16 protein-coding genes and 2 pseudogenes are annotated in these 18,789 nt (G+C 53.2%); 8 read left to right on the top strand and 10 right to left on the bottom strand.

Annotated features, from left to right (window positions below):
• From bcsA to bcsE, 6 genes are all read right to left on the bottom strand, one after another.
• Positions 1–1,921: UDP-forming cellulose synthase catalytic subunit (gene bcsA / locus AQS70_RS21360; RefSeq protein ID WP_055104729.1), on the bottom strand; the 1,921-nt coding region annotated here is incomplete at its 3' end.
• A complete protein-coding gene (bcsQ, locus tag AQS70_RS21355) occupies positions 1,918–2,640 on the bottom strand; it encodes a cellulose biosynthesis protein BcsQ (protein WP_055104728.1) in 723 nt (240 codons plus the stop codon). The genes bcsQ and bcsA, both read right to left, overlap by 4 nt.
• Positions 2,637–2,867, bottom strand: a complete 231-nt coding sequence (gene bcsR / locus AQS70_RS21350; RefSeq protein WP_055104727.1) for a cellulose biosynthesis protein BcsR — start codon at positions 2,865–2,867, stop codon at positions 2,637–2,639. The genes bcsQ and bcsR overlap by 4 nt, the downstream gene beginning before the upstream one ends.
• Complete coding sequence (gene bcsG, locus AQS70_RS21345) at positions 2,837–4,483, bottom strand: cellulose biosynthesis protein BcsG (protein WP_082428169.1); 1,647 nt, start codon at positions 4,481–4,483, stop codon at positions 2,837–2,839. The genes bcsR and bcsG overlap by 31 nt, the downstream gene beginning before the upstream one ends.
• On the bottom strand, positions 4,470–4,670 hold the full coding sequence (gene bcsF, locus AQS70_RS21340) for a cellulose biosynthesis protein BcsF (RefSeq protein ID WP_055104726.1): 201 nt from the start codon (positions 4,668–4,670) through the stop codon (positions 4,470–4,472). The genes bcsG and bcsF overlap by 14 nt, the downstream gene beginning before the upstream one ends.
• A complete protein-coding gene (gene bcsE, locus AQS70_RS21335; protein ID WP_241492876.1) occupies positions 4,667–6,211 on the bottom strand; it encodes a cellulose biosynthesis protein BcsE in 1,545 nt (514 codons plus the stop codon). Before bcsE ends, bcsF begins: the two co-directional genes overlap by 4 nt.
• A 561-nt stretch (positions 6,212–6,772) precedes the next feature.
• Between bcsE and AQS70_RS21330 the strand changes: the two genes are divergently transcribed.
• Both AQS70_RS21330 and AQS70_RS21325 read left to right on the top strand, forming a co-directional pair.
• Positions 6,773–7,021 carry a DUF465 domain-containing protein gene (locus tag AQS70_RS21330; protein ID WP_055104725.1) on the top strand — a complete coding sequence of 83 codons (249 nt, stop codon included), beginning with the start codon at positions 6,773–6,775 and terminating at the stop codon, positions 7,019–7,021.
• Between the two features lie 110 nt (positions 7,022–7,131).
• Positions 7,132–7,428, top strand: coding sequence for a putative quinol monooxygenase (locus tag AQS70_RS21325; RefSeq protein WP_055104724.1), 297 nt, complete (start codon positions 7,132–7,134; stop codon positions 7,426–7,428).
• Positions 7,429–7,478: 50 nt separating this feature from the next.
• On the opposite strand, the gene AQS70_RS21320 is transcribed toward AQS70_RS21325, so the two are convergent.
• Complete coding sequence (locus AQS70_RS21320) at positions 7,479–9,107, bottom strand: Na/Pi cotransporter family protein (protein WP_055104723.1); 1,629 nt, start codon at positions 9,105–9,107, stop codon at positions 7,479–7,481.
• A 959-nt stretch (positions 9,108–10,066) separates the two neighbouring features.
• Between AQS70_RS21320 and AQS70_RS21315 the strand changes: the two genes are divergently transcribed.
• The 3 genes from AQS70_RS21315 (at position 10,067) to AQS70_RS21305 (ending at position 13,254) form a co-directional block, all read left to right on the top strand.
• Positions 10,067–11,017, top strand: coding sequence for a site-specific integrase (locus AQS70_RS21315; RefSeq protein ID WP_241492877.1), 951 nt, complete (start codon positions 10,067–10,069; stop codon positions 11,015–11,017).
• 88 nt (positions 11,018–11,105) lie between these two features.
• Entirely contained in the window at positions 11,106–11,312 is a 207-nt protein-coding gene (locus AQS70_RS21310) for a PLD nuclease N-terminal domain-containing protein (protein WP_055104722.1), read from the top strand.
• 391 nt (positions 11,313–11,703) lie between these two features.
• A complete protein-coding gene (locus AQS70_RS21305; RefSeq protein ID WP_055104721.1) occupies positions 11,704–13,254 on the top strand; it encodes a TerC family protein in 1,551 nt (516 codons plus the stop codon).
• Positions 13,255–13,326: 72 nt separating this feature from the next.
• Here the strand turns inward: AQS70_RS21305 and AQS70_RS21300 are convergent, their stop codons facing one another.
• Positions 13,327–15,747 (bottom strand): glucose/quinate/shikimate family membrane-bound PQQ-dependent dehydrogenase, encoded by a 2,421-nt coding sequence (locus tag AQS70_RS21300; protein WP_055104720.1) that lies wholly within the window; start codon positions 15,745–15,747, stop codon positions 13,327–13,329.
• Positions 15,748–16,061: 314 nt separating this feature from the next.
• On the opposite strand from AQS70_RS21300, the gene AQS70_RS21295 reads away from it, so the two are divergent.
• The 3 genes and pseudogenes from AQS70_RS21295 to AQS70_RS24355 all read left to right on the top strand — a co-directional run.
• On the top strand, positions 16,062–16,979 hold the full coding sequence (locus AQS70_RS21295; protein ID WP_055104719.1) for an AraC family transcriptional regulator: 918 nt from the start codon (positions 16,062–16,064) through the stop codon (positions 16,977–16,979).
• Positions 16,979–17,272 (top strand): annotated as a pseudogene (locus AQS70_RS24235) (LysR family transcriptional regulator); the annotation flags it as partial. The gene AQS70_RS21295 and the pseudogene AQS70_RS24235, both read left to right, overlap by 1 nt.
• A 9-nt stretch (positions 17,273–17,281) precedes the next feature.
• Positions 17,282–17,374 (top strand): annotated as a pseudogene (locus tag AQS70_RS24355) (hypothetical protein); the annotation flags it as partial.
• A gap of 219 nt (positions 17,375–17,593) precedes the next feature.
• On the opposite strand, the gene AQS70_RS21285 reads toward AQS70_RS24355, so the two are convergent.
• Both AQS70_RS21285 and AQS70_RS21280 read right to left on the bottom strand, forming a co-directional pair.
• On the bottom strand, positions 17,594–18,019 hold the full coding sequence (locus tag AQS70_RS21285) for an N-acetyltransferase (protein ID WP_055104717.1): 426 nt from the start codon (positions 18,017–18,019) through the stop codon (positions 17,594–17,596).
• 481 nt (positions 18,020–18,500) lie between these two features.
• The coding region (locus AQS70_RS21280) for a thiamine pyrophosphate-dependent enzyme (RefSeq protein ID WP_055104716.1) at positions 18,501–18,789 on the bottom strand (289 nt) is incomplete at its 5' end.

Genomic DNA, 18,789 nt, shown 5'->3' with positions numbered 1-18,789 from the left:
CTGAAAGTACCAGATACGGGTTGGCGGTCTGCCAGTCGAACTGGTTTTCTTCCATCATCCCGCCTTTAGCGGTGACGTTGAACTTGCCACGTGAAGGGCTGAACAAGGCCACCGTAGTCGGGCGCGCGATGTACCAGGCCAGCACCGTCTCGTAAACCTCACCCCAGAAGGTTTGGCGATAAGCACCTTGCATCCGTGAGTTGGTGAGGCTGGCGTGAATCATATGCGGCAGTACGTACAGCAGAATCATCAAGGCCGGGGCATAGATGATGTAGGCATGCAGCAGCAGAAAAGCCAATGGCGCGGTGAGGAACACCAATCGCGGCAACCCGACCAAGAAGTGCAGCATGGCGTTGGCATAGCACACGCGCTGAAAGATTGTCAGCCCTTTGCCTACGAGTGGGTTGTCGGTGCGGAAGATCTGCACCATGCCGCGTGCCCAGCGGATACGTTGCCCGATGTGAGCCGATAGACTCTCAGTGGCCAAGCCCGCCGCTTGTGGGATGCGCAAGTAAGCCGAGTTCCAGCCGTTGCGGTGTAAGCGCAAAGCTGTGTGGGCGTCTTCGGTGACGGTTTCAACGGCGAACCCGCCAATCGAGTCAATGGCTGTACGTCGCACAATGGCGCATGAACCGCAGAAAAACGCCGCGTTCCACATGTCGTTACCGTCTTGGACTAGGCCATAAAACAACTCGCCTTCGTTAGGACGGTTACGGAAGGTGCCGAGGTTGCGCTCGAACGGGTCAGGTGACAAAAAGTGGTGCGGCGTTTGAACCAGCGCCAGTTTTGGATCGCGCAAAAACCAACCTGTTGTTAACTGTAAGAACGAACGGGCGGGCATGTGGTCGCAGTCAAAAATGGCTACCAGGTCACCGTCGATCAAGGTCAGGGCATGGTTCAAGTTGCCCGCTTTGGCATGACGGTTATCGGTTCTGGCGATGTAATTGATGCCCACTTCATCGGCAAACGTTTTGAAGCTCGGCCGGTTGCCATCATCCAGTAGATGGATGCGTAGTTTATCTTTGGGCCAGTCAATGCCCAGGGCGGCATACACCGTGCCACGAGTCACCGACAACTCTTCGTTATAGGTTGGAATGAGCAGATCGACGGTTGGCCACTCGTTTGGATCAGCGGGTAATGGTGCCGGTTTACGATTCAGAGGCCATGAGGTCTGGACGTAGCCCAAAATCAGAACCAGCCAAGAGTAGGTTTCGGCCAGCAGCAATATCAACCCGCACGCCAAGTCCAGGCCGTCACTCCAGTTCAAGGTTGAGGTATAGCGCCACCACAGATAGCGGCACGAAATGATGATGGACAACGCGATGAGTAATAACGTCGGGAAACGCCCCGGTAGCCGCCTAACGAGCATCGCAATGGCCCATAACAGCACCACGAACACCAGCTGCGCCAAATAGCCAAAGGGCTCGGTGACGCAAATAAACACCAACACAACGACTAAAACGCCGATGGCGATATACAGCATTTTGCGCAGGGGCCAGTGCATGGTGCTCCACCAACGCGAACCTTTACGCACTTGCGGGCTGATGGCAGTTGGGATTTGCTCAAAAGCGCTGGCCAGCAATTGCCAAGGTCGCTGCACAATGCTGATTAGCGTCTTGAAAGTGGCAGACAAGCGACGTCGCCTGCGTTGGCGCTGGGGCAAGGTTTGCCCGCCTGGACGCACTAACAACAACCACACGATTTGGATGGTGTAGCGCAGCGGATCACCAATACTTCTGTGCCTATCCACAAGGTGCGGGAACAATCTGCGGTGTTGATCGCGCAATGTTTTCCAAGCAGGCGACTCTAGGCGTAGAAATACCCAGCCCAAGGCTTGGATGACCGCCAGGGTCAACGCAGTGATACGCGTGCAGTTTTGTTCGCGGCGTAAATAGGTGTAGGGGAACCAACGCTCAATCATTCAAGCCTCCCGCTGCGCAACAAGCACCAACTAGCCAAGCTAATGATGTCTTGAGCAATCAGGCTGCCCGGCGCATATCGGCCAGTGGGTTCGCGTTTGGCCAGCGCTTCAGCCATCGCTTCATCTGCATGCAAATGAATCGGCAGTAGCCTATTGACGAAGTGATGCTGCCAAAGCAGCAATAGATCACGCTGTAGCTGGCTGGCTGGGTCGAAGCGATTGATCAGTAAGCGGCTGAAGCTGAAATCGGGCTGCTGAAGCAGTGCGTGACTCGCTGCGTCGAGGTTGAGCACAGTCATTGCAATATCGCAGCGCGGATTAGTCGCGTGGCCTAACAACCGTTGCGGCAGGTCAAACAGTACCCAGTCAAAGCCGTTAGCAATACTGTCCTGACGTTTGCCCCACAGTTGCGGGTCCTCTTGCAATAACACATCGAGTTGGCCGCTTTGCTCGGCGCTGAGCGTGCCGTAAGGCAGCACGCTTAAACCGGGCTCAATGCTCCAAGCAGCCTCATGCCAAGCAGTGTTATCCAAGGTGGCGCGGGCCCAGCCACCCGGCAGTGCGAAATCAAGATTGAAATGCAGCCCGAGGGTGTTTTCTGGGCACATGTCGACAACCAGCACCTTTTGTCCCAGGGTGCTCAGTGCATAGCCCAATGCGGCGAGTGTTGAGCTGGTGCCAACACCGCCACGGATACCTTGCAGACTCATGCTAATCATGCAATGTCATCCACAAGAGCTGGCAGGGCTGCAGACCTGTACGCCTGCAGGTGAGCCAGTAAGGGCCAGCGTTCAAGAGCTTGTATCAACTCCACCTGCGCGCTGATGTCGACATAGCGCAGATCGGGTAGATCTACCATTAACTTAAGGCGTTCAATATCATCGGCGCGCTCATTGCGCGACAGTAGGTCCGCGCTTATTTGAGCTGCTGTGGGTAAGGTAGCCATCCACCGTTCTCCTTGATTCGAACATAAGGTTTGCCGTTGTAGTCGAGGACAACGGTGCCTGAGTTTTCCGATACCTTTGCCGTTTGCGGCAGGTCAGCCAGCAAGGACGACCAATCCACGGTCTGGCTATTTTTCAGCCCCGGACTGGCATACAAGCGTGCAATGATTTCGGCGATGGCCATATAGCTGCTCGGCTGAGTCACGTGCACCGGCTCGGTTTGACCGTTGTCACCCATGTTGATCAGCTTGAGGCCCACTGGCACATGGGTGATGGATTGACTTGGGATTTCACGCATGCCAGAGATCTGCATCCGATCGCCGTGCAACGCGGCACCATGCTCGGGAACGATGGCCACAACTACCCGGCGTCCGCTTTTTTGCAGCTCTTTGAGGAACCCGTTCAAATCGTCGAGCAATACCTGTGCGCGGCTGCTGTAGTCAGCCGCTTTTGTACCGCCATCAGCTGTCACGAGACGATTGCCGTCATGCAGGCTCGTGGTGTTGTAGAACAACGCCATGTTGGTCTGATCGCTGGACAAACGGTGTTGCCACCACTTATTCAGAACGTCGCGGTCGCGCCAAATCGGTGAGCCGTCAAACCCGACATAAGTCCGAGGCAAGCCAGCCGGGATCTTACCCAATGCAGGCGCAGGCAATTTGCCCAGATCACGGACCTCTTGGGCGAACCCATCGAAATCGCCGGTGTGGTTGAGCATCAACTCATTCGAGAACCCCAGTTGACGCAAGTCCTCGAACAACAGGCATTGATCGGCAGCGGGTTTGTACAGCTGGGTGTGCGAGTTTTGGCCGCAACTGGCGCGCAGCAAGCGAATAGCCGCAGGGCCGCTGTAAGAAGTTGCCGAGTTAAAGTTATCGAATATCACGTCCATCTGGCTGAACAGTGTGTTGTTGCGCAGCCCCACTTCGTCTAGGTCATCCCAAGCCAGCGAACAGATGTTGATCACTAGCAGATCAAATGGCTCTGGTTTGACCGTCGGGATTTTGAAGTCAACTTTGCGTTGGGCTTCAGTTTTGTAGAATGTCTCGAGATAACTATTAAGGGTGGCATCGTCTGGCTCAGCACCACTGCTGGCAGTTGTCGTGGCGCTGCTAGGGCTGTTGGCCATTGGCAGCGTGACGGTTGGAGGCAGCAGCCATTGCAAGCTGCTTAAACCTAACCAAGCAAAACCTAGCAGTGTCAGGGTGGTGAGGCGTAACCAAGGGCTGATAAACAGGTAGCCAATCAACAGCAGCAATAGCAGGGCGCACACTTGCCAGTCAATGAAGCGGCCCAACAGTTCAAGGATGTACTCAAAAGAGAAACTCATGACGCCCGGCTGTGCCAACAAACGGCTGAAAGGCGGGAACCAAGTGTCTTGATACAGCAGCGCGACCGCGACTGGAATGGCCAGCAGCGTTCGGGCGCGACGCACAATGGGGTGCGCAATCGGGATGAGCAGTGCTAAGGCAAAGATCAGATTCGGCACGACTTGGAAGTTCAGGTGACCGGTCCAGGTCAACAGAAATTTGCCCAAGAAATACAGGTTCCAAGCACCCAGTCCGCGCCATGGGGCGTTCATTTTTTGCGTAGCAACCGCAGAGTTAGACAGTTTCATCCGGCGCTCTCATCGAAGGGCTGGCGGGTTTACGGTGCCGGACACCGCATGGTTTCAGATAACGCGGTGCCAAGTACTGCTCGACATGTGCTTTGAGATACAAGCGAATGCGCTGCCAGAACAGCGTCAGTAACACCGTCACTGCGCATGTCAGGCCGATGACTTGAATAAGCTCCATAAATGTCATGGTTGTGGCTCACTGACAGACAAACTGATCGGCTGCGGTCTTAAGGGGGCGCGGCTTCCAGATGCTGGCTGCGCCATAATCAGGGGCTCAACGGGAATATTCAGGTGTACGGGCACTGAGGCATCATCCATAAAGGCATCTTGATCTAGGTCAGCTGGGCTGCTGAGTGTCTGGCGAGTTAGGAACAGGTCGCGCCAAGGCAGACGGCAGATATTAGCCAGCGCTGACTCTAGGGCGTCCGCACGGCAGGCAAACAAAAACAGATACAAGTCGTCGTTGTGTAAACAGGCGAAATCGCCCAGTCGGCGCAGGCACATTTGGTTCAAGAACAGCGCTGGTTTAATGTCCGGCGCCGGTTGGAACTTGAGCAGTTGATGGGAAACTTCGCCCGAACTGTTCGCATAAATCTGTTGGACCTGGGTCAGAAACTCGTTGGGGCTGACTAGGCCGCGAATAGCCGGTGGGCGCTGGCGCTCAAGCAAGGTCGCGAAGTCGGTGCCTTGGGTGTATTGCCAGCGTTGGCCTTGAACACTCTCGATCAGGCTCAAAAAACGCGAGAGCAAGGTGCCGTCAGGCACGATCAGATTGACCCCGCAGGCCAATAGCAGACGCTCATCGCGATAACGCACAGCGGGTTCGAGTTCACGCACCACTATCTTCAAGGCGGATCCGCATCGTTCGCGCAGATCGTGAAGTTGCTGCGCCAGATCTAATAGTTGATGACTGCTGTCGATACCCACGATGACCGTAGCAGCGCTGGCAGACGTTGCTTCTTGGAGCAATGTCTGGCGGTCATTGAACAGGTACCAATGGTTAGACAGTGGCGGTGTGCCCTCAAGCACTGTGCGTTCAGCAAGGTACACATGTTGGTCGTCAGCAACACGGGGGGTTGTATCCGAGACGTATTCTGCGACCAACGCCAAGCCATTGTTATGGCTCGATAATTTGAACTCTAGGCCTGCGCTGACGCCCAAATCGTTGTACCAAAAGTGCAGGTGGTAACGGGTTTCGCCGTTATGCCGATAGAGTCGACTCAATCCGGATAGCTGCTCATTAAGCTGTAACAACTGCGTATGCAGCGCTGAGGCCTCACCCTCTGCAATGACCAGCAATGTTATCTGTCGGTCCCGCAGCCATGCGTGCAGGTGTTCGCACCAATGCTGTAAGCGTTTGAAGGTCATGCCCCAACTATTGGCGGGGGCGACTAATAAGACCTGACTGTTGGCGGAGATACCTGAGCGGGTCAGATCACGGATTAAGGTAGCCAGCCCCGGCTCAATGACCTTTTGTGCGATTTCAAACAGCTTGAGCGTGTCTGGACCCCGATCAGGGGCCATCTCACTGATGACTGTTTGCGCAGAGTCGGCGCACACGATTAATGCGGCGGGCACGCTAGAGGGGAGGCTTTCTAAAAATTGACGGGCAAGCAGTTTTGCATCGGCGGGCTGATTGACCGAGATCCAGTACAAACCGCCAGCACGTAAAGCAATATGTTGATCCAGTAACCCGTGGATACCAAGATTGATATAAGGCAAACGCAACGTTCTCTTCTAAGAGGTTCACGAGCGAATGGCGAGGGTTGTTGGAAAAACGCCATTCGTTCGGTGCTTGCAGGGCGAGCATCCGTCGCCTGAAGCCTTCGTGTTTTTAAATGGCGTCAATCAGAATGTGATTGGTCTATCGCCGACTTGATCCGTGTCGTTTTGTAAAGGCCCGCGAGCCTTAATCCTGATAACCCTCGTCTAATCACGCGAGACGTAAGTTGAGTCGTGTGCTTCTGTTAACGCATTCTTACACTTTTAAGAAATTAATCCATGCTAAAAATGGAAATATGTCAAAAAAACATCTTGTTTAAGTGCGTTTCGTCATTTTGTTGACGCCTCTGATTTGTCGGTCTAAGTGATTGCTTTTATTGAGTAATATCTGTTACGCCTAGGCTGTATAAGGTGTTGACAATGACTTTGATCGGCTATATAGGGCGCTTGGCTTTAAAGCATAAAGATTGCGTGTTATTGGTTAGGGGCTCCAAAACGAAGGAATCGCACACGCAGACTCATTCTCAGAGTCTGAAATCTTCACTGAATCGTTCATGAGGTGCAGATATGCCAGTCAAACATGATTTATCTCAAGATCTTGGTTTCGCTAAAGATGATCTCAAACGGTTTGAAAAGAATGATCCGCACCTGACTGCGTTGATCGCGAAATACACAGCAGCGGACAAAGAGGTTGTTGAAGCCGAAGCTAATGATGGGATCGGTGTCACGGATCAGAAATTATTGAAGCTCAAAGAGGTGCGTTTGAAAATCAAGGACCAGATCGCCTCTCTCGTGTCTAGCCACGCTCAGCGCTAATGACTTGACAGTGTTCATAAGGTGCACTCTTTTTGCTCGGCGCAGATGCTTGTGTCTCTGCGCCGTAGTAGGGTTGGCGTGTTCAAGAACATCACTCTCAGGAAGTTGAAATGTCCAACATCATCAAAATCGTTGCTGTATTGCGTGCTAAGGCTGGCCATGAAAAAGCCGTTAAAGAGGCGCTGCTGGCGTGCGTTGAAGATTCCCGCAAAGAACAAGGCTGCACGTTTTACGATTTGCACAGTGACCGCTCAGACCCCCAGCGTTTCGTATTTGTCGAAGGTTGGAAGGACATGGCAGCCATCGACCATCACAAGACCACTGCGCATTATTTGGCGATGGGCAAGGCCGTTGAGGATTTACTAGAGCACCGTGAAGTGTTGATGCTAGATGAATTGAGTCTCTGATAGGGATGCGGCGGCCTAGTACAGGCCGCCGTTTGTTTTGTTACACAGTGTTAAGCGCTTTGGCTCAGTGCTGTGTGGCGCTCCAGCACTGGGTAACCCAGAGCGGCAATATGATGATGAACGCGGCGGTAGTCGCGCAGTACTCGCTGGAAAATATCTCCAGATTCGGCCCACGCGGTCTTGTCGTTTTGCAGCTTAAGAAAATATTCGCGGCTTGCGCTGGCCTCGAGCTGGCGTACGACTTCTTTATGGCTCACTAATGAGTGTGCTGCCGCAATGTCTTCGCGCAAGAACGCTGTGATCGCTAGGTTCAGGCTGTCAAGCAAGGCCAAATGCAATGCATGTATGTGCTGCAGTTCGAAGGTAGAGAACTGTTCGCCGCGGGTTGCTCTGCGAATAGCCAGAAGCGCCAAATTGTTGAGTATGTCGCCCGCGTGTTCAAGGTTGATCACGAACATGAGCACTTCTTGGGCGCGATCTGCGTCTTCGTCACTCAAACCATCATGACCAATGTCAGCCAGATAAGCGCGGATTGCGGCGCTCAACACATCAACGCAGTGATCCATCTGGCGAACGCTATCAAGGGTCTGTTGATCGGGCTTTTCAAACAGCTGGAGTACCTTGTTGAGCATTAGCGAGACCATATCGCCTAAGCGCAGCGCTTCGCGCACCGCATTAGAAAGCCCAATATTGGCCACTTCCAGCCCAGCTTCATCAAGGTATTGCGGCATGCCCGGGTCGACAGGTGGTTCTTGTTGAGGAAACAAACGGCTTAGCCCGCTAGCCATTGGCTCGATTAGACCGATAAACAGCACCGCCAATACCACGTTGAAGGCTGTGTGCAGGTACACCACCACGTGCGCGGGGCCGATGTCGACGTGGGTCAGGTATTCGGCGAGTGCAGGAAGACACGGTAGCAATATCACGGTACCTAGCAGGCGAGTTAGCAGATTCCCCACTGGCAAGCGGCGGGCGACCGCAGAGCGCGCGCTCATCACTGAGGGTAGGGTTCCCCCCACATTGGCGCCCAATACCAGCGCCATGGCGGTAACTGGGGTCATCATCCCGGCACTTGCCAATGACGCAATCAACAGTACAACGGCCACGCTTGAGTGACACATCCAAGTCAGCACGAGCGCAGTCACGACGGCAATGATCAGATCGCCCTCAAGGCTTTGCATGACGGCGCGAAATACCGACGTGGCCTCAATGTGGCTCAGGGTTGCGCTGAGTAAGCTAAGTGCTAAAAGCATCAGCCCCAAACCGATCAGCGCGCAACCAATGCTTTCATAGCGCGAGTCGTCGCGCAGGCGGAATATGATAAAACCCACCAGCAGCACAATGGGCGTCGCTAAAGAGGTGTCGAAGCTGAGGAGTTGCACCACCAGTGTTGAGCCGATGTTAGCGCCCAGCATGACCGCCAGCGCAGGTGCCAGGCCCAAGGTTCCTGCGGCCGCAAAGGAGGTGGCCATCATGCTGACAGCAGTGCTGCTTTGCAGGACGCCGGTGATACCGACTCCGCAGAACAGCGCCATCCAGCGATTGGTTAGGTTGCGCCCCATCCAGTTGCGCAGTTGGGTGCCAAAACCGCGCAACAGCGCGGTTGAAATCATGTGAGTGCCCCACAGCAACAGTGCAATAGCACCGGCGAGGTTTAGCAAAAGAGTGGTTCCTGACATAAGGAATCTCCACAAAGTAAACATTCATCTTTTTGATATAGAAAGACTCGGAACCAACTGGCGCACAATGGCGCCTGTTTTTATCTCAGCGCTGTTGTATGAGGTGGTTAAAGGGTCTTTACCAATAAACGTGTTTTGAGCAACGGTTTTTCATCGCGCGTCTGATAAAAGTTGTTCCGCTAATCGACGAAAAACATACGGTAGTCTGTCTTATTCGAGAAAAGGAGACGCCGATGTTTACGCTAAGGTGATGAGCGCTTTAATCAGTTTTTAAGTGCTAGTTGTCACACGTTTTCCCCTTTAATATCACCGTAAGCTTATTAACGACGAGATGTCAGCCGGCCTACCGAGTATCGACGTTGCTCCAGTTCTCCAGTCGCAGGGCTGACGCGCCAGTGCACCTGTTGATTTTCGGGTTTTAGGCCCTGCACGGGGAGGGAGAAGGGGGCGTGCATGGCGGACTTAGTGCTGGGCGCGTTAAATAATTTTACCCGCATGCTGGAGGTGAAGGCGCGAACGCCCGGTAAAACAAAGGCTTTAAGAGTCATAGCATACCTCGTGACCGGACTACTGCCGCAGAGGTCGCTACGTTGGAGCATCAAGCTCTAGCGCAATTGACCTCGCCCTGCAGGCGAGCCCCAATAATGTCTGGATTGAGCGCCCGGTTATCCACTCGAAAGGTGGCCGGGCAGCAACTAGATACTGTGTCCATTGGCTTCTTTAGTCAGTTAATAGGTGCTGACGGGGTCAGCCCACGTAATCTACTGAGCCGCCTGTATCAGGTCAATGTTATTCGACATTAAGTGCACTCTATACAGCAAGTGTTCAGGCAGTTAGGCGCAGACAAGATCGACGTTAAACATTAAGTTGTCTAAATGCTCAACGGTTAATGAGGGTAAAGTGTAGGGCGTTGAGTTATATTACGAGCTGTTTGAATCCGCCCCGAGAGTGTTGTGTCGATTATTGACCCCGCAGCAATACAGCTTTGCGCAGTTGAGTTAGAACAGGTTCAAGCGCCCGTCGTGCTTTACCTACAACGGCTGGCGCCGTCCAGTCGTCAGACCATGGGGTATGTGCTGCAGGATGCTGCTGATCGCTTAGGTGTCGACGACGTTGCGATTGAGGAATTCCCTTGGCATCAATTACAACCCGGACACATCACCGCGCTGGTCGCTACGCTGCGTGCAGATGGTTATGCGCCTAACACTTCGTCGTTGTATGTGAATGCGATTCGCGGTGTGATGAATCAAGCTTGGCAGCAGAGCCTGATTACTCAAGATCAACTGCTAAAAATCCGCGCTGTGAAAGCGGGCGGTGGGTCGCGTCTGACTAAGGGCAGAAACTTGCGCCGCACATTAATCCGCGAGCTGATGGATGTTTGTGCTGCTGATCCGCGACCGCAAGGCCTCAGGGATGCAGCAATTATTGCAATTTTATATGGCTCGGGCATGCGCAAATCTGAATCGGTCAACATGGATCTGCGCCAAGTGAATGTGGCCGAGCGCAGTTTGCGTGTGTTAGGCAAGGGTAATAAAGAGTTGATCAAGTTTGCACCAACCTGGGTGTTCGAAAAGCTACAAGAATGGCTCGAGTTTCGTCGTCAACAGCTGCCTGAAGGCGTGAGCGACGATTCGTTTTTATTCAATCGTATTCGTCGTGGCAGCCATATCACCCGTGAACGTATTACCAAGCATGCGATTTACTACATCGCCAAACAGCGCGGTAAAGAGGTGGGGGTCGACATCATGCCCCATGACTTTCGACGCTCATTCATTACACGGGTCATCGAGGAATACGACGTGTCGATCGCACAGAAACTGGCGCATCACGCTAATATTGCGACCACTGTCAGTTATGACATGCGTGATGACAACGAACGACGTAATGCCACTGATCGTTTTTCACTGTAATCAGCGGGCGCTTCATAAGCATTTTGAAAAATTAATGAACCCTCACGGCATCAGCCTACCTAAAGTTGTACAACCAGTGAGGTGATGTATGGAAATTCCTACTTTTTGGGCTGTTATAGCCGTCATTTTGTTGTTACTGGAGCTGTGGACCATCAGCCGGGTGCTTAAAAGCCATGCGCCAGTTAATAGCCGGTGTATGTGGGTGGCGGTGGTGATTTTTCTGCCACTGTTCGGCATGTTGGCGTGGTTCATGTTTGGCGCAAAACAACACGCGCACCCTAAATCTTCGAGTTAAACCACAATGCGCCTCGCGATGACTCTATCGGCAATTCGATTGCTCATGGCTTGACTAATCGTCGACGCTCTTCGCGAGGCTTGCAAGGTTACGGGTGTGATGCAGCCCTGTGCGCAAGGGTAGGTGTAAAATTTTGTAATAACTATAATCGCTGATAAAGGCGATAGCCGCTGTAGGATTGCCTCCCGAATTTCACTAAGGCATATATGAACACCCTCCTGGAGCCTCCCAGTTTTTTTTCACCCGCCTCAACCGTCTTGCACTGCGCAGACACTCTAGTATCCCCAACGCATGTCCTGAATTTATTGGGCCCGAGCACTATGCTCGTGGTTTTGGACACCCGTGCGCGCCATTCGTTGACCCCAATTTTTCGAGAGGCTGAATAACCTTTATGGAATGGATTGCAGATCCCACGGCCTGGCTTGGCCTATTGACTTTGATCGTGTTGGAGCTGGTGCTCGGCATCGACAACCTAGTGTTTATTGCCATTCTGGCGGACAAACTGCCCCCAGAGCAGCGTGATCGCGCCCGGATTATTGGTTTGTCGTTAGCGTTGATAATGCGTTTGGGCCTACTGGCAAGTATCTCGTGGATGGTCACGCTGACTGCGCCGTTGTTCGAAGTGTTTGACAAGTCCTTTTCGGGGCGCGACTTGATCATGCTGTTTGGTGGTCTATTTCTGTTGTTCAAGGCGACGATGGAGTTGCATGAGCGGCTGGAAGGTCACGTTGCCCAGCGCGCGTCGAATGCGGTTTACGCCATGTTCTGGCCGATCGTTGCGCAAATTGTGGTGCTGGACGCGGTGTTCTCCCTCGATGCGGTTATTACTGCTGTGGGTATGGTTGAGCATCTGTCGGTGATGATGATTGCCGTAGTGATCTCGATTGCGTTGATGATCATTGCTAGCAAACCGCTAACCAAATTCGTCAATAGCCATCCAACCGTCATCATGCTCTGCTTGGGCTTTTTGATGATGATCGGCTTTAGCTTGACCGCTGAAGGTCTGGGGTTCCATATCCCTAAAGGTTATCTGTATGCGGCCATCGGCTTCTCGATTCTGATTGAGCTGTTCAACCAGATCGCCCGCTCGCGACGTAAGCGTAGCGTACAAGGCGTACGCCCAATGCGAGAGCGCACAGCACACGCGGTAATGCGTCTGTTGGGCGGTCGTAAATTGAGTGAAGACGAGGTGGGCGAAGAAATAGCTGACCTGCTCGAAGGCGAAGAGGCTGAAGAAGTGTTCCATCGACGTGAGCGAATCATGATCAGTGGCGTGCTGCAATTGGCTGAACGACCGATTCGCAAAGTGATGACCCCGCGTGCCGAGATTGACCATATTGACCTGTCAGACTCAGAAGAGAGCATTCGCACCACACTGATGCATTCTTCTTACTCTCGTTTACCGTTGATCCGGGACGGGCGTATTGATGAGCCGCTAGGTTTTGTGCACAAGAAAGAGCTGTTAAAAGAATTGCTGGATGGTCACCAACCCAACCTTGAGTCTATGGCGCGCAAAGCCATTAACTTGCTCGACAGCTTTACGATCCTTAATGCGCTGGAGCAGATGCGCAAAGAGTCGACGCATATTGCGTTTGTGGTCAATGAGTTTGGCGACTTTATCGGCATCCTGACCATGACCGACATTCTTGAGTCGATTGCCGGTGAGCTGCCTGACGCAAGCGAAATCGAGGGGCCTAACATTGTGGCTGAGGAGGACGGGTTCTTGGTCAGTGGCGGCTTGAACTTGAGCCAGATTTACCAGCACACCGGTTTCCCGGCCAAGGCAACGGATGACTACCAAACACTGGCCGGCATGGTGATGAGTTTGCTGGATCGTTTGCCCGTTATCGGAGACAAGCTGACATGGCAAGACTGGAGCCTGACGGTGGTTGGCGTTGAAGAGCGGCGGGTCACGCGGGTGCTGTTGAAGAAGGAGGCGTAACGTCACCCAAGCGTTGAGTCGATTGAAAAAAAAAGACCCGCCTAATGAGGCGGGTCTTTTTTTTGCGGGTAATTACTCGCTGTCAGGCAGAGCGTAAGCAATCACATAGTCACCACGATCAGGGGACTGTCGAGCTCCCCCGGCGGTGATCACCACGTATTGCTTGCCGGTCTTGGGCGATACGTAGGTCATTGGGCCGCCTTGGCTGCCGACCGGCAAACGGGCTTTCCAGGCTTCTTCACCATTGGCGGAGTTAAAGGCGCGCAGATAGTAGTCCTGAGTACCGGCGATAAACACCAGGCCGCCTTGAGTTGAGAGCGTTCCACCGAGGGTCGGCATGCCGATAGGCAATGGCAGCTTCATCTTGATGCCAAGAGGCCCTGTATCCTCAACAGTGCCGACCGGTACTTGCCACGCAATTTTTTGGGTCTTCATGTCGATGGCCGTCAGGGTACCGAAAGGCGGCGCTTGGCAGGGAATACCCGCTACTGACAGGAAGCGGTTTTTGTTCACTGCATAGGGCGTGCCTTTAAGCGGTACTGCGCCCATACCGGTGTTCAGTGCTTCGCCACCCGAAGAGGCTTTGGCGTCTTTTTGTTGCGGCACCATCTGGCTCCACAAGCCCAGACGCATGTCGTTCACAAAGATGAAATCGTGAACCGGATCAGTCGACAGGCTGCCCCAGTTCATGCCGCCTAGCGAACCTGGGAAGCTCAACGACACATCAGTTCCAGGAGCTGTGTAAAGGCCGTCGTAGCGCATTTTCTTAAACGCGATACGGCACAGCATCTGGTCAAATGGTGTCGCGCCCCACATGTCCGACTCGGTCAGTGTTTGAGCACCGATTTGCGGCATACCCACCGATTTAGGCTGAGTGGGCGAGTAGGGCTCGTCAGGGATGTTAGAGGCTTTTACCGGGACTTCTTTCACTTCAGTCAGCGGCTGACCGGTATGGCGATCCAGTACATAGATCTGGCCAGCTTTAGTACCGATCACGACGGCAGGTACTTTAGTCCCGTCCGTTTTAGTGAAGTCGATCAAGCTGGGCTGCATGGGCAAATCGAAGTCCCACAAGTCATTGTGAACGGTCTGATACACCCACTTTTCATCACCGGTGGTTGCGTTCAGTGCCAGTATTGAGGCGCCGTACGTGTGATCCAGTTCGGTACGTTCAACCCCATAAATATCAGTCGATGAACTGCCCATTGGTAAAAAGACAGTATTCATCAGCGGGTCATACGACATGGGGGCCCAGCTGTTCGGCGTGCTGCGAACGTAGGTGCTGCCGTCGGTTGGTGCTTGTTTGTCTTGCGGATTACCTGGATCAAAAGCCCAGCGCATGGCGCCGGTTACTACGTCGAAGCCACGGATCACACCGCCAGGCATATCGGTCTGAACGTTGTCGGCCACGCGGCCGCCGACTACCACAGTGGTACCGGCCATCAGCGGTGCGGAAGAGAGTTGATAATAAGAATCTGGCACATCACCTAAGCCAGCTTTCAGATCAACTTGGCCATGGTTGCCAAAGTCTTCACAAAATTTGCCGGTATCTGCGTCGACAGCAATCAGGCGAGCATCAATGGTGTTCGTCAACAAACGGCGCTGACAAGCCGCACCCGGCGCAATACTCACGGCTGCGGCTGGCGTACTACCATCGGTTGGCGTCGCGATGGGGGCGGTGGCATCAAAGTAAGCCAGACCCCGGCAACGCTGCCAGACTGCCGATTTGGCGTTGATTTCATTCTTCCACAGCTCTTTGCCGGTATCGGCATCTAGCGCAATGATGTTGTTGTGTGGGGTGCAGATGAACACTTTATCGCCCACTTGCAGCGGGGTCATTTGGTCTTCTGCGCCATTGCCATCGCTGAGCGCAACATCACCGGTGTGGTAAGTCCAAGCCGGTACCAGCTTAGAAACGTTGCTGCGGTTGATTTGATCCAGCGCAGCAAAGCGGCTGCCACCTTCATCGTTACCGTAGTGTTCCCAGTTCTTTTGCGCCTTGGCCGGGTCAACGTGTGTCAGTCCAGGTCCATCGCCCGTCGGCGAAACTGATGCATGAGGCTGAAACATCCCCCAAAAACCGGCAGCTATGGCCACTGCCAAAAGCGTGCCCAGCACGTAGCCGCCGTTGCCACTGAGGCCATTGGCTTTACGCAGTGTCGGGTAGGCCAACGCGACTACAAGGCTCAAAACGGCCAATGCAAACAGGCGCGATACCAACGGCCAGAACACCAGCCCAGCATCCAGCAAGGACCAGATAATGGACGCCAACATCACTGCGCCAAACACCCATGCTCCCAGCACTCGGCGTTTAAACATCAGCACAGAAGCGACCAGCATGCCGATACCTGCGAGCAGGAAATACAGGCTGCCACCCAGCGTGGCGAGATAACCGCCGCCGGCTATAAACAGCAAACCGAAGACCAGCACGCCTAAGGCGGCGACCCAAATGGGCCAACGGCTGGTAGAAGCCGTGGGTTGAGACTTATTCATGGTGAATGACCCTATTGATGCATGAAAGTAGTGGAGGGACTCAGGGTGACTAGGCGCCGACCCACATAAAAGTTACTCAAAGTACTGACGCATAGCCTAGACGAGGGCATGCGTCTTGCTCTTTGAACTAAATGGTTAATTTTTGACACAATATCAAAAAAAGGGCTCGTGCGACAAATTGTCCGCGACTGTGAGCAATAAACACTCTTGCAATAAGCGTAATAATCGAGGGCTGTAGTCCGCCTGCGAAAACTGGGGGGTTTGGGCAGCGTGTGCGCTTCGGTTACAGTTGGTTAAATAGTTGGACGATGATCATGACGACTCTTAGCTCAACCCCAGCACCACCTCCATCGCCTTTAGAGGCGCTCACTACGATCATTGGCGCGCGGGCTCCGACAACGGGTGACTTCAACACTGCCATTTCAGGGCTGGGTCTTTTCCGCCGCGAACACCCAACGCCGCCTAGTGTTTGCATGGTGGAGCCGAGCATCATCCTGGTTGCCCAAGGCGAGAAGCAGTTGTGGGTTGGCGGTCAAGGTTATCCGTACGACACCACGCATTTTTTTGTCACTTCATTAGACTTACCGGCCAACTCTGAAGTGTTGGCGGCAAGCCCTGAGAAGCCGTGCCTGGGCCTAACCTTCAAACTTGATTTGCGCATGCTGGCTGAGTTGGCACAGAGCGATCCGCCTAACACTAATCAGCGTTTGGTAGGGAAGGGGGTCGGTATTGGTTCAGTGACTGCAGTCATGCTGGCCTCGTTCGAGCGGCTATTAGCGCTGCTTGATGAACCCGATGCGATTCCCGTTCTAGCGCCTTTGATCCAACGCGAGATCCATTACCGTCTATTGAAAAGTGATCAGTCGGGCAGGCTGCGACAAATAATAGCCGTCGATGGTCAAGGCTATCGAATCGCCAAAGCCATTGATTGGTTGAAGTTGAACTACGCGTTGGCGCTGCGTATTGACGATCTGGCTGCCCAAGTACAGATGAGCACACCCACCTTCCACCATCATTTCCGCCAGCTCACTGCAATGAGCCCGTTGCAGTATCAGAAATGGCTACGGTTGAATGAAGCACGGCGGTTGATGCTTAACGAACATTTGGATGTTTCTGGCGCGGCGTTCAAGGTTGGATACGAAAGCCCTTCACAATTTAGTCGCGAGTACAGCCGCCTCTTTGGCGTGGCGCCTAAGCGAGATATTGCGGTGTTGAGAGGAGTGCTCCAGTGATAGGGAGCCTTCATACTCTGGATCACTTGTCCTTGCATCTTTTCATTCTTGTTTGCGAGGAGGGCGCTATTGCACGAGCCAGCGAAAGGGCCTTTATAGCGCCCTCGGCGGTGAGTAAAAGAATTTCTGACATTGAGGCACGATTCGCAACGCCATTGCTTAAGCGCAGTAAACGAGGGGTTGAACCCACGCCAGCGGGTTTGGGGTTGCTACGTCATGCACGGTCTTTGACGCGGGCAATGGAGCGGCTAGACAGTGAACTCAGCGAGTACGCAGAGGGAGCGCGTGGACACAAGAATCTTTCCCTGCGCTGGCGCAACGCAACAATGCGCTCAAACTTTACAGACGCTGCAGATGAAAATCGCGTGATTACTGGATATACGTTGGCGTTTTGATAAGGCGAAAGTCTGTATGCAACTCAGTTGCGGAAAAGGTTATACCGGGTATTTAAGGCTAGTGCGCCCCCACAATCTTGCTTAACTCAACTAAACAGACATTTAGTTTAGTTATTCTATTTGGTTATGTGCGGGGCAGTGGTGCTAGGGCTTTGTAGGTAGAAAATACGTGGACTGGCATATTCTACCGACCGCAGAGCCCATTTCAGAGATTTCGGCTCAGGCTTTGTGCACCATCAGGTATTCACCACAACCTGTTTGCTCGTCAATCTGCTCCTTGGCCACCCCAAAGCCCTGGGACTGATAAAAGGCGAAACTCGGTGCATTTTCCTTGTAAACAGTCAGTGTCAGCTCATCGCGTAGGCTTTTTACATGCCCGAGCAATTGCTTGCCTAGGCCTTTGCCTTGCTGGTCGCGATCGATAAACAGCGCTGCCAGTTGATTGCCCAGCAGACAACAAAATCCCATAACCTGGGATTGGTCTTCAATCACATAGGTCTCAGAGGCCGGGATGTAAACGTCACGCATTGCCTCTAAATATGATTGCCAGTAGAAAGCGTCGATAAAGTCATGGGCCTTGATGGATGCGCTTAGCCAGATGTCCAGAACCCGTTCCATATCGCGATGTTCAAATGCTCGTATCATGTGTCCATTCCATTGAGGTTTGTGCGCAGACCAGTGCAGTGAAAAACTGGGGATTATGCAGCAAACCAATGGCCATGTATTGATCCAGGCAACCTGCATGGCAAAGCTCGAGAGATGATTGAACTGATCGATGGGAGTGGATTGGCCCTGTGGCGTATTTTCAGGCTTGAAATCTGACCTCCACTGGCCATGACAGCCTAAGACAAAAGTTCGCATAATGTATATTATGTTAAATCACGTATTTGGTAGACTCACGCGACTTCGCTAACTGTCTTCATCAATCGTCTGGTTAAGTTCACACCCAGCAACCCAACCTTGTGTTTGCGCACAGCCAACCGAAGGCGCTATGTGATCCTTGATAACACAACGCATGAAGCCACTCCTCTAGTCAGCTCTGCTCCCAGCAGGATTATGTACTCAGCGCAGTAATGAGTTAGAGCCACCCAAGGTTGGGTGCTCTAACTCGGCGCGGACAGCAAGCTTACAAAAGCGGTGGGATGGTCGCTTGCACGGGCACTTCCAGCACGGTTGGTCCTTTTCGATTGAAGGCTTTACTGCACACCTCGCGCACCTCATCGAGGGTATTGGCGCGTACTCCGTAGGCACCATAGCCTGTAGCTAACGCGACAAAATCTAATCCTGGTAGATCCAGCCCTGGCACGTTAGGCGTTTGTTCTAGCACGGCAAAAGATTTCAAAATGCCGTATTGCCCGTTCCGAGGCACGACAAACAGAATGGGCAACTCGTGTTGCACTGCAGTCCACAAGCCT

Origin of the sequence: Pseudomonas endophytica (assembly GCF_001411475.1) — a bacterium.
GTDB classification, from domain to species: domain Bacteria; phylum Pseudomonadota; class Gammaproteobacteria; order Pseudomonadales; family Pseudomonadaceae; genus Aquipseudomonas; species Aquipseudomonas endophytica.
The sequence above is the reverse complement of the archived record's forward strand: the minus strand, read 5'-3'. Positions and strand labels throughout refer to the sequence as shown.

What these genes read in the sequence shown, in the direction of transcription:
- AQS70_RS21330 (WP_055104725.1), top strand. Translation starts at nt 6,773, where the DNA reads ATGCCAGTCAAACATGATTTATCTCAAGATCTTGGTTTCGCTAAAGAT.
- AQS70_RS21325 (WP_055104724.1), top strand. Translation starts at nt 7,132, where the DNA reads ATGTCCAACATCATCAAAATCGTTGCTGTATTGCGTGCTAAGGCTGGC.
- bcsG (WP_082428169.1), bottom strand. Translation starts at nt 4,483, where the DNA reads ATGAAACTGTCTAACTCTGCGGTTGCTACGCAAAAAATGAACGCCCCA.
- bcsF (WP_055104726.1), bottom strand. Translation starts at nt 4,670, where the DNA reads ATGACATTTATGGAGCTTATTCAAGTCATCGGCCTGACATGCGCAGTG.
- AQS70_RS21295 (WP_055104719.1), top strand. Translation starts at nt 16,062, where the DNA reads ATGACGACTCTTAGCTCAACCCCAGCACCACCTCCATCGCCTTTAGAG.
- bcsR (WP_055104727.1), bottom strand. Translation starts at nt 2,867, where the DNA reads ATGGCTACCTTACCCACAGCAGCTCAAATAAGCGCGGACCTACTGTCG.
- AQS70_RS21285 (WP_055104717.1), bottom strand. Translation starts at nt 18,019, where the DNA reads ATGATACGAGCATTTGAACATCGCGATATGGAACGGGTTCTGGACATC.
- AQS70_RS21310 (WP_055104722.1), top strand. Translation starts at nt 11,106, where the DNA reads ATGGAAATTCCTACTTTTTGGGCTGTTATAGCCGTCATTTTGTTGTTA.
- AQS70_RS21300 (WP_055104720.1), bottom strand. Translation starts at nt 15,747, where the DNA reads ATGAATAAGTCTCAACCCACGGCTTCTACCAGCCGTTGGCCCATTTGG.
- AQS70_RS21320 (WP_055104723.1), bottom strand. Translation starts at nt 9,107, where the DNA reads ATGTCAGGAACCACTCTTTTGCTAAACCTCGCCGGTGCTATTGCACTG.
- bcsQ (WP_055104728.1), bottom strand. Translation starts at nt 2,640, where the DNA reads ATGATTAGCATGAGTCTGCAAGGTATCCGTGGCGGTGTTGGCACCAGC.
- AQS70_RS21305 (WP_055104721.1), top strand. Translation starts at nt 11,704, where the DNA reads ATGGAATGGATTGCAGATCCCACGGCCTGGCTTGGCCTATTGACTTTG.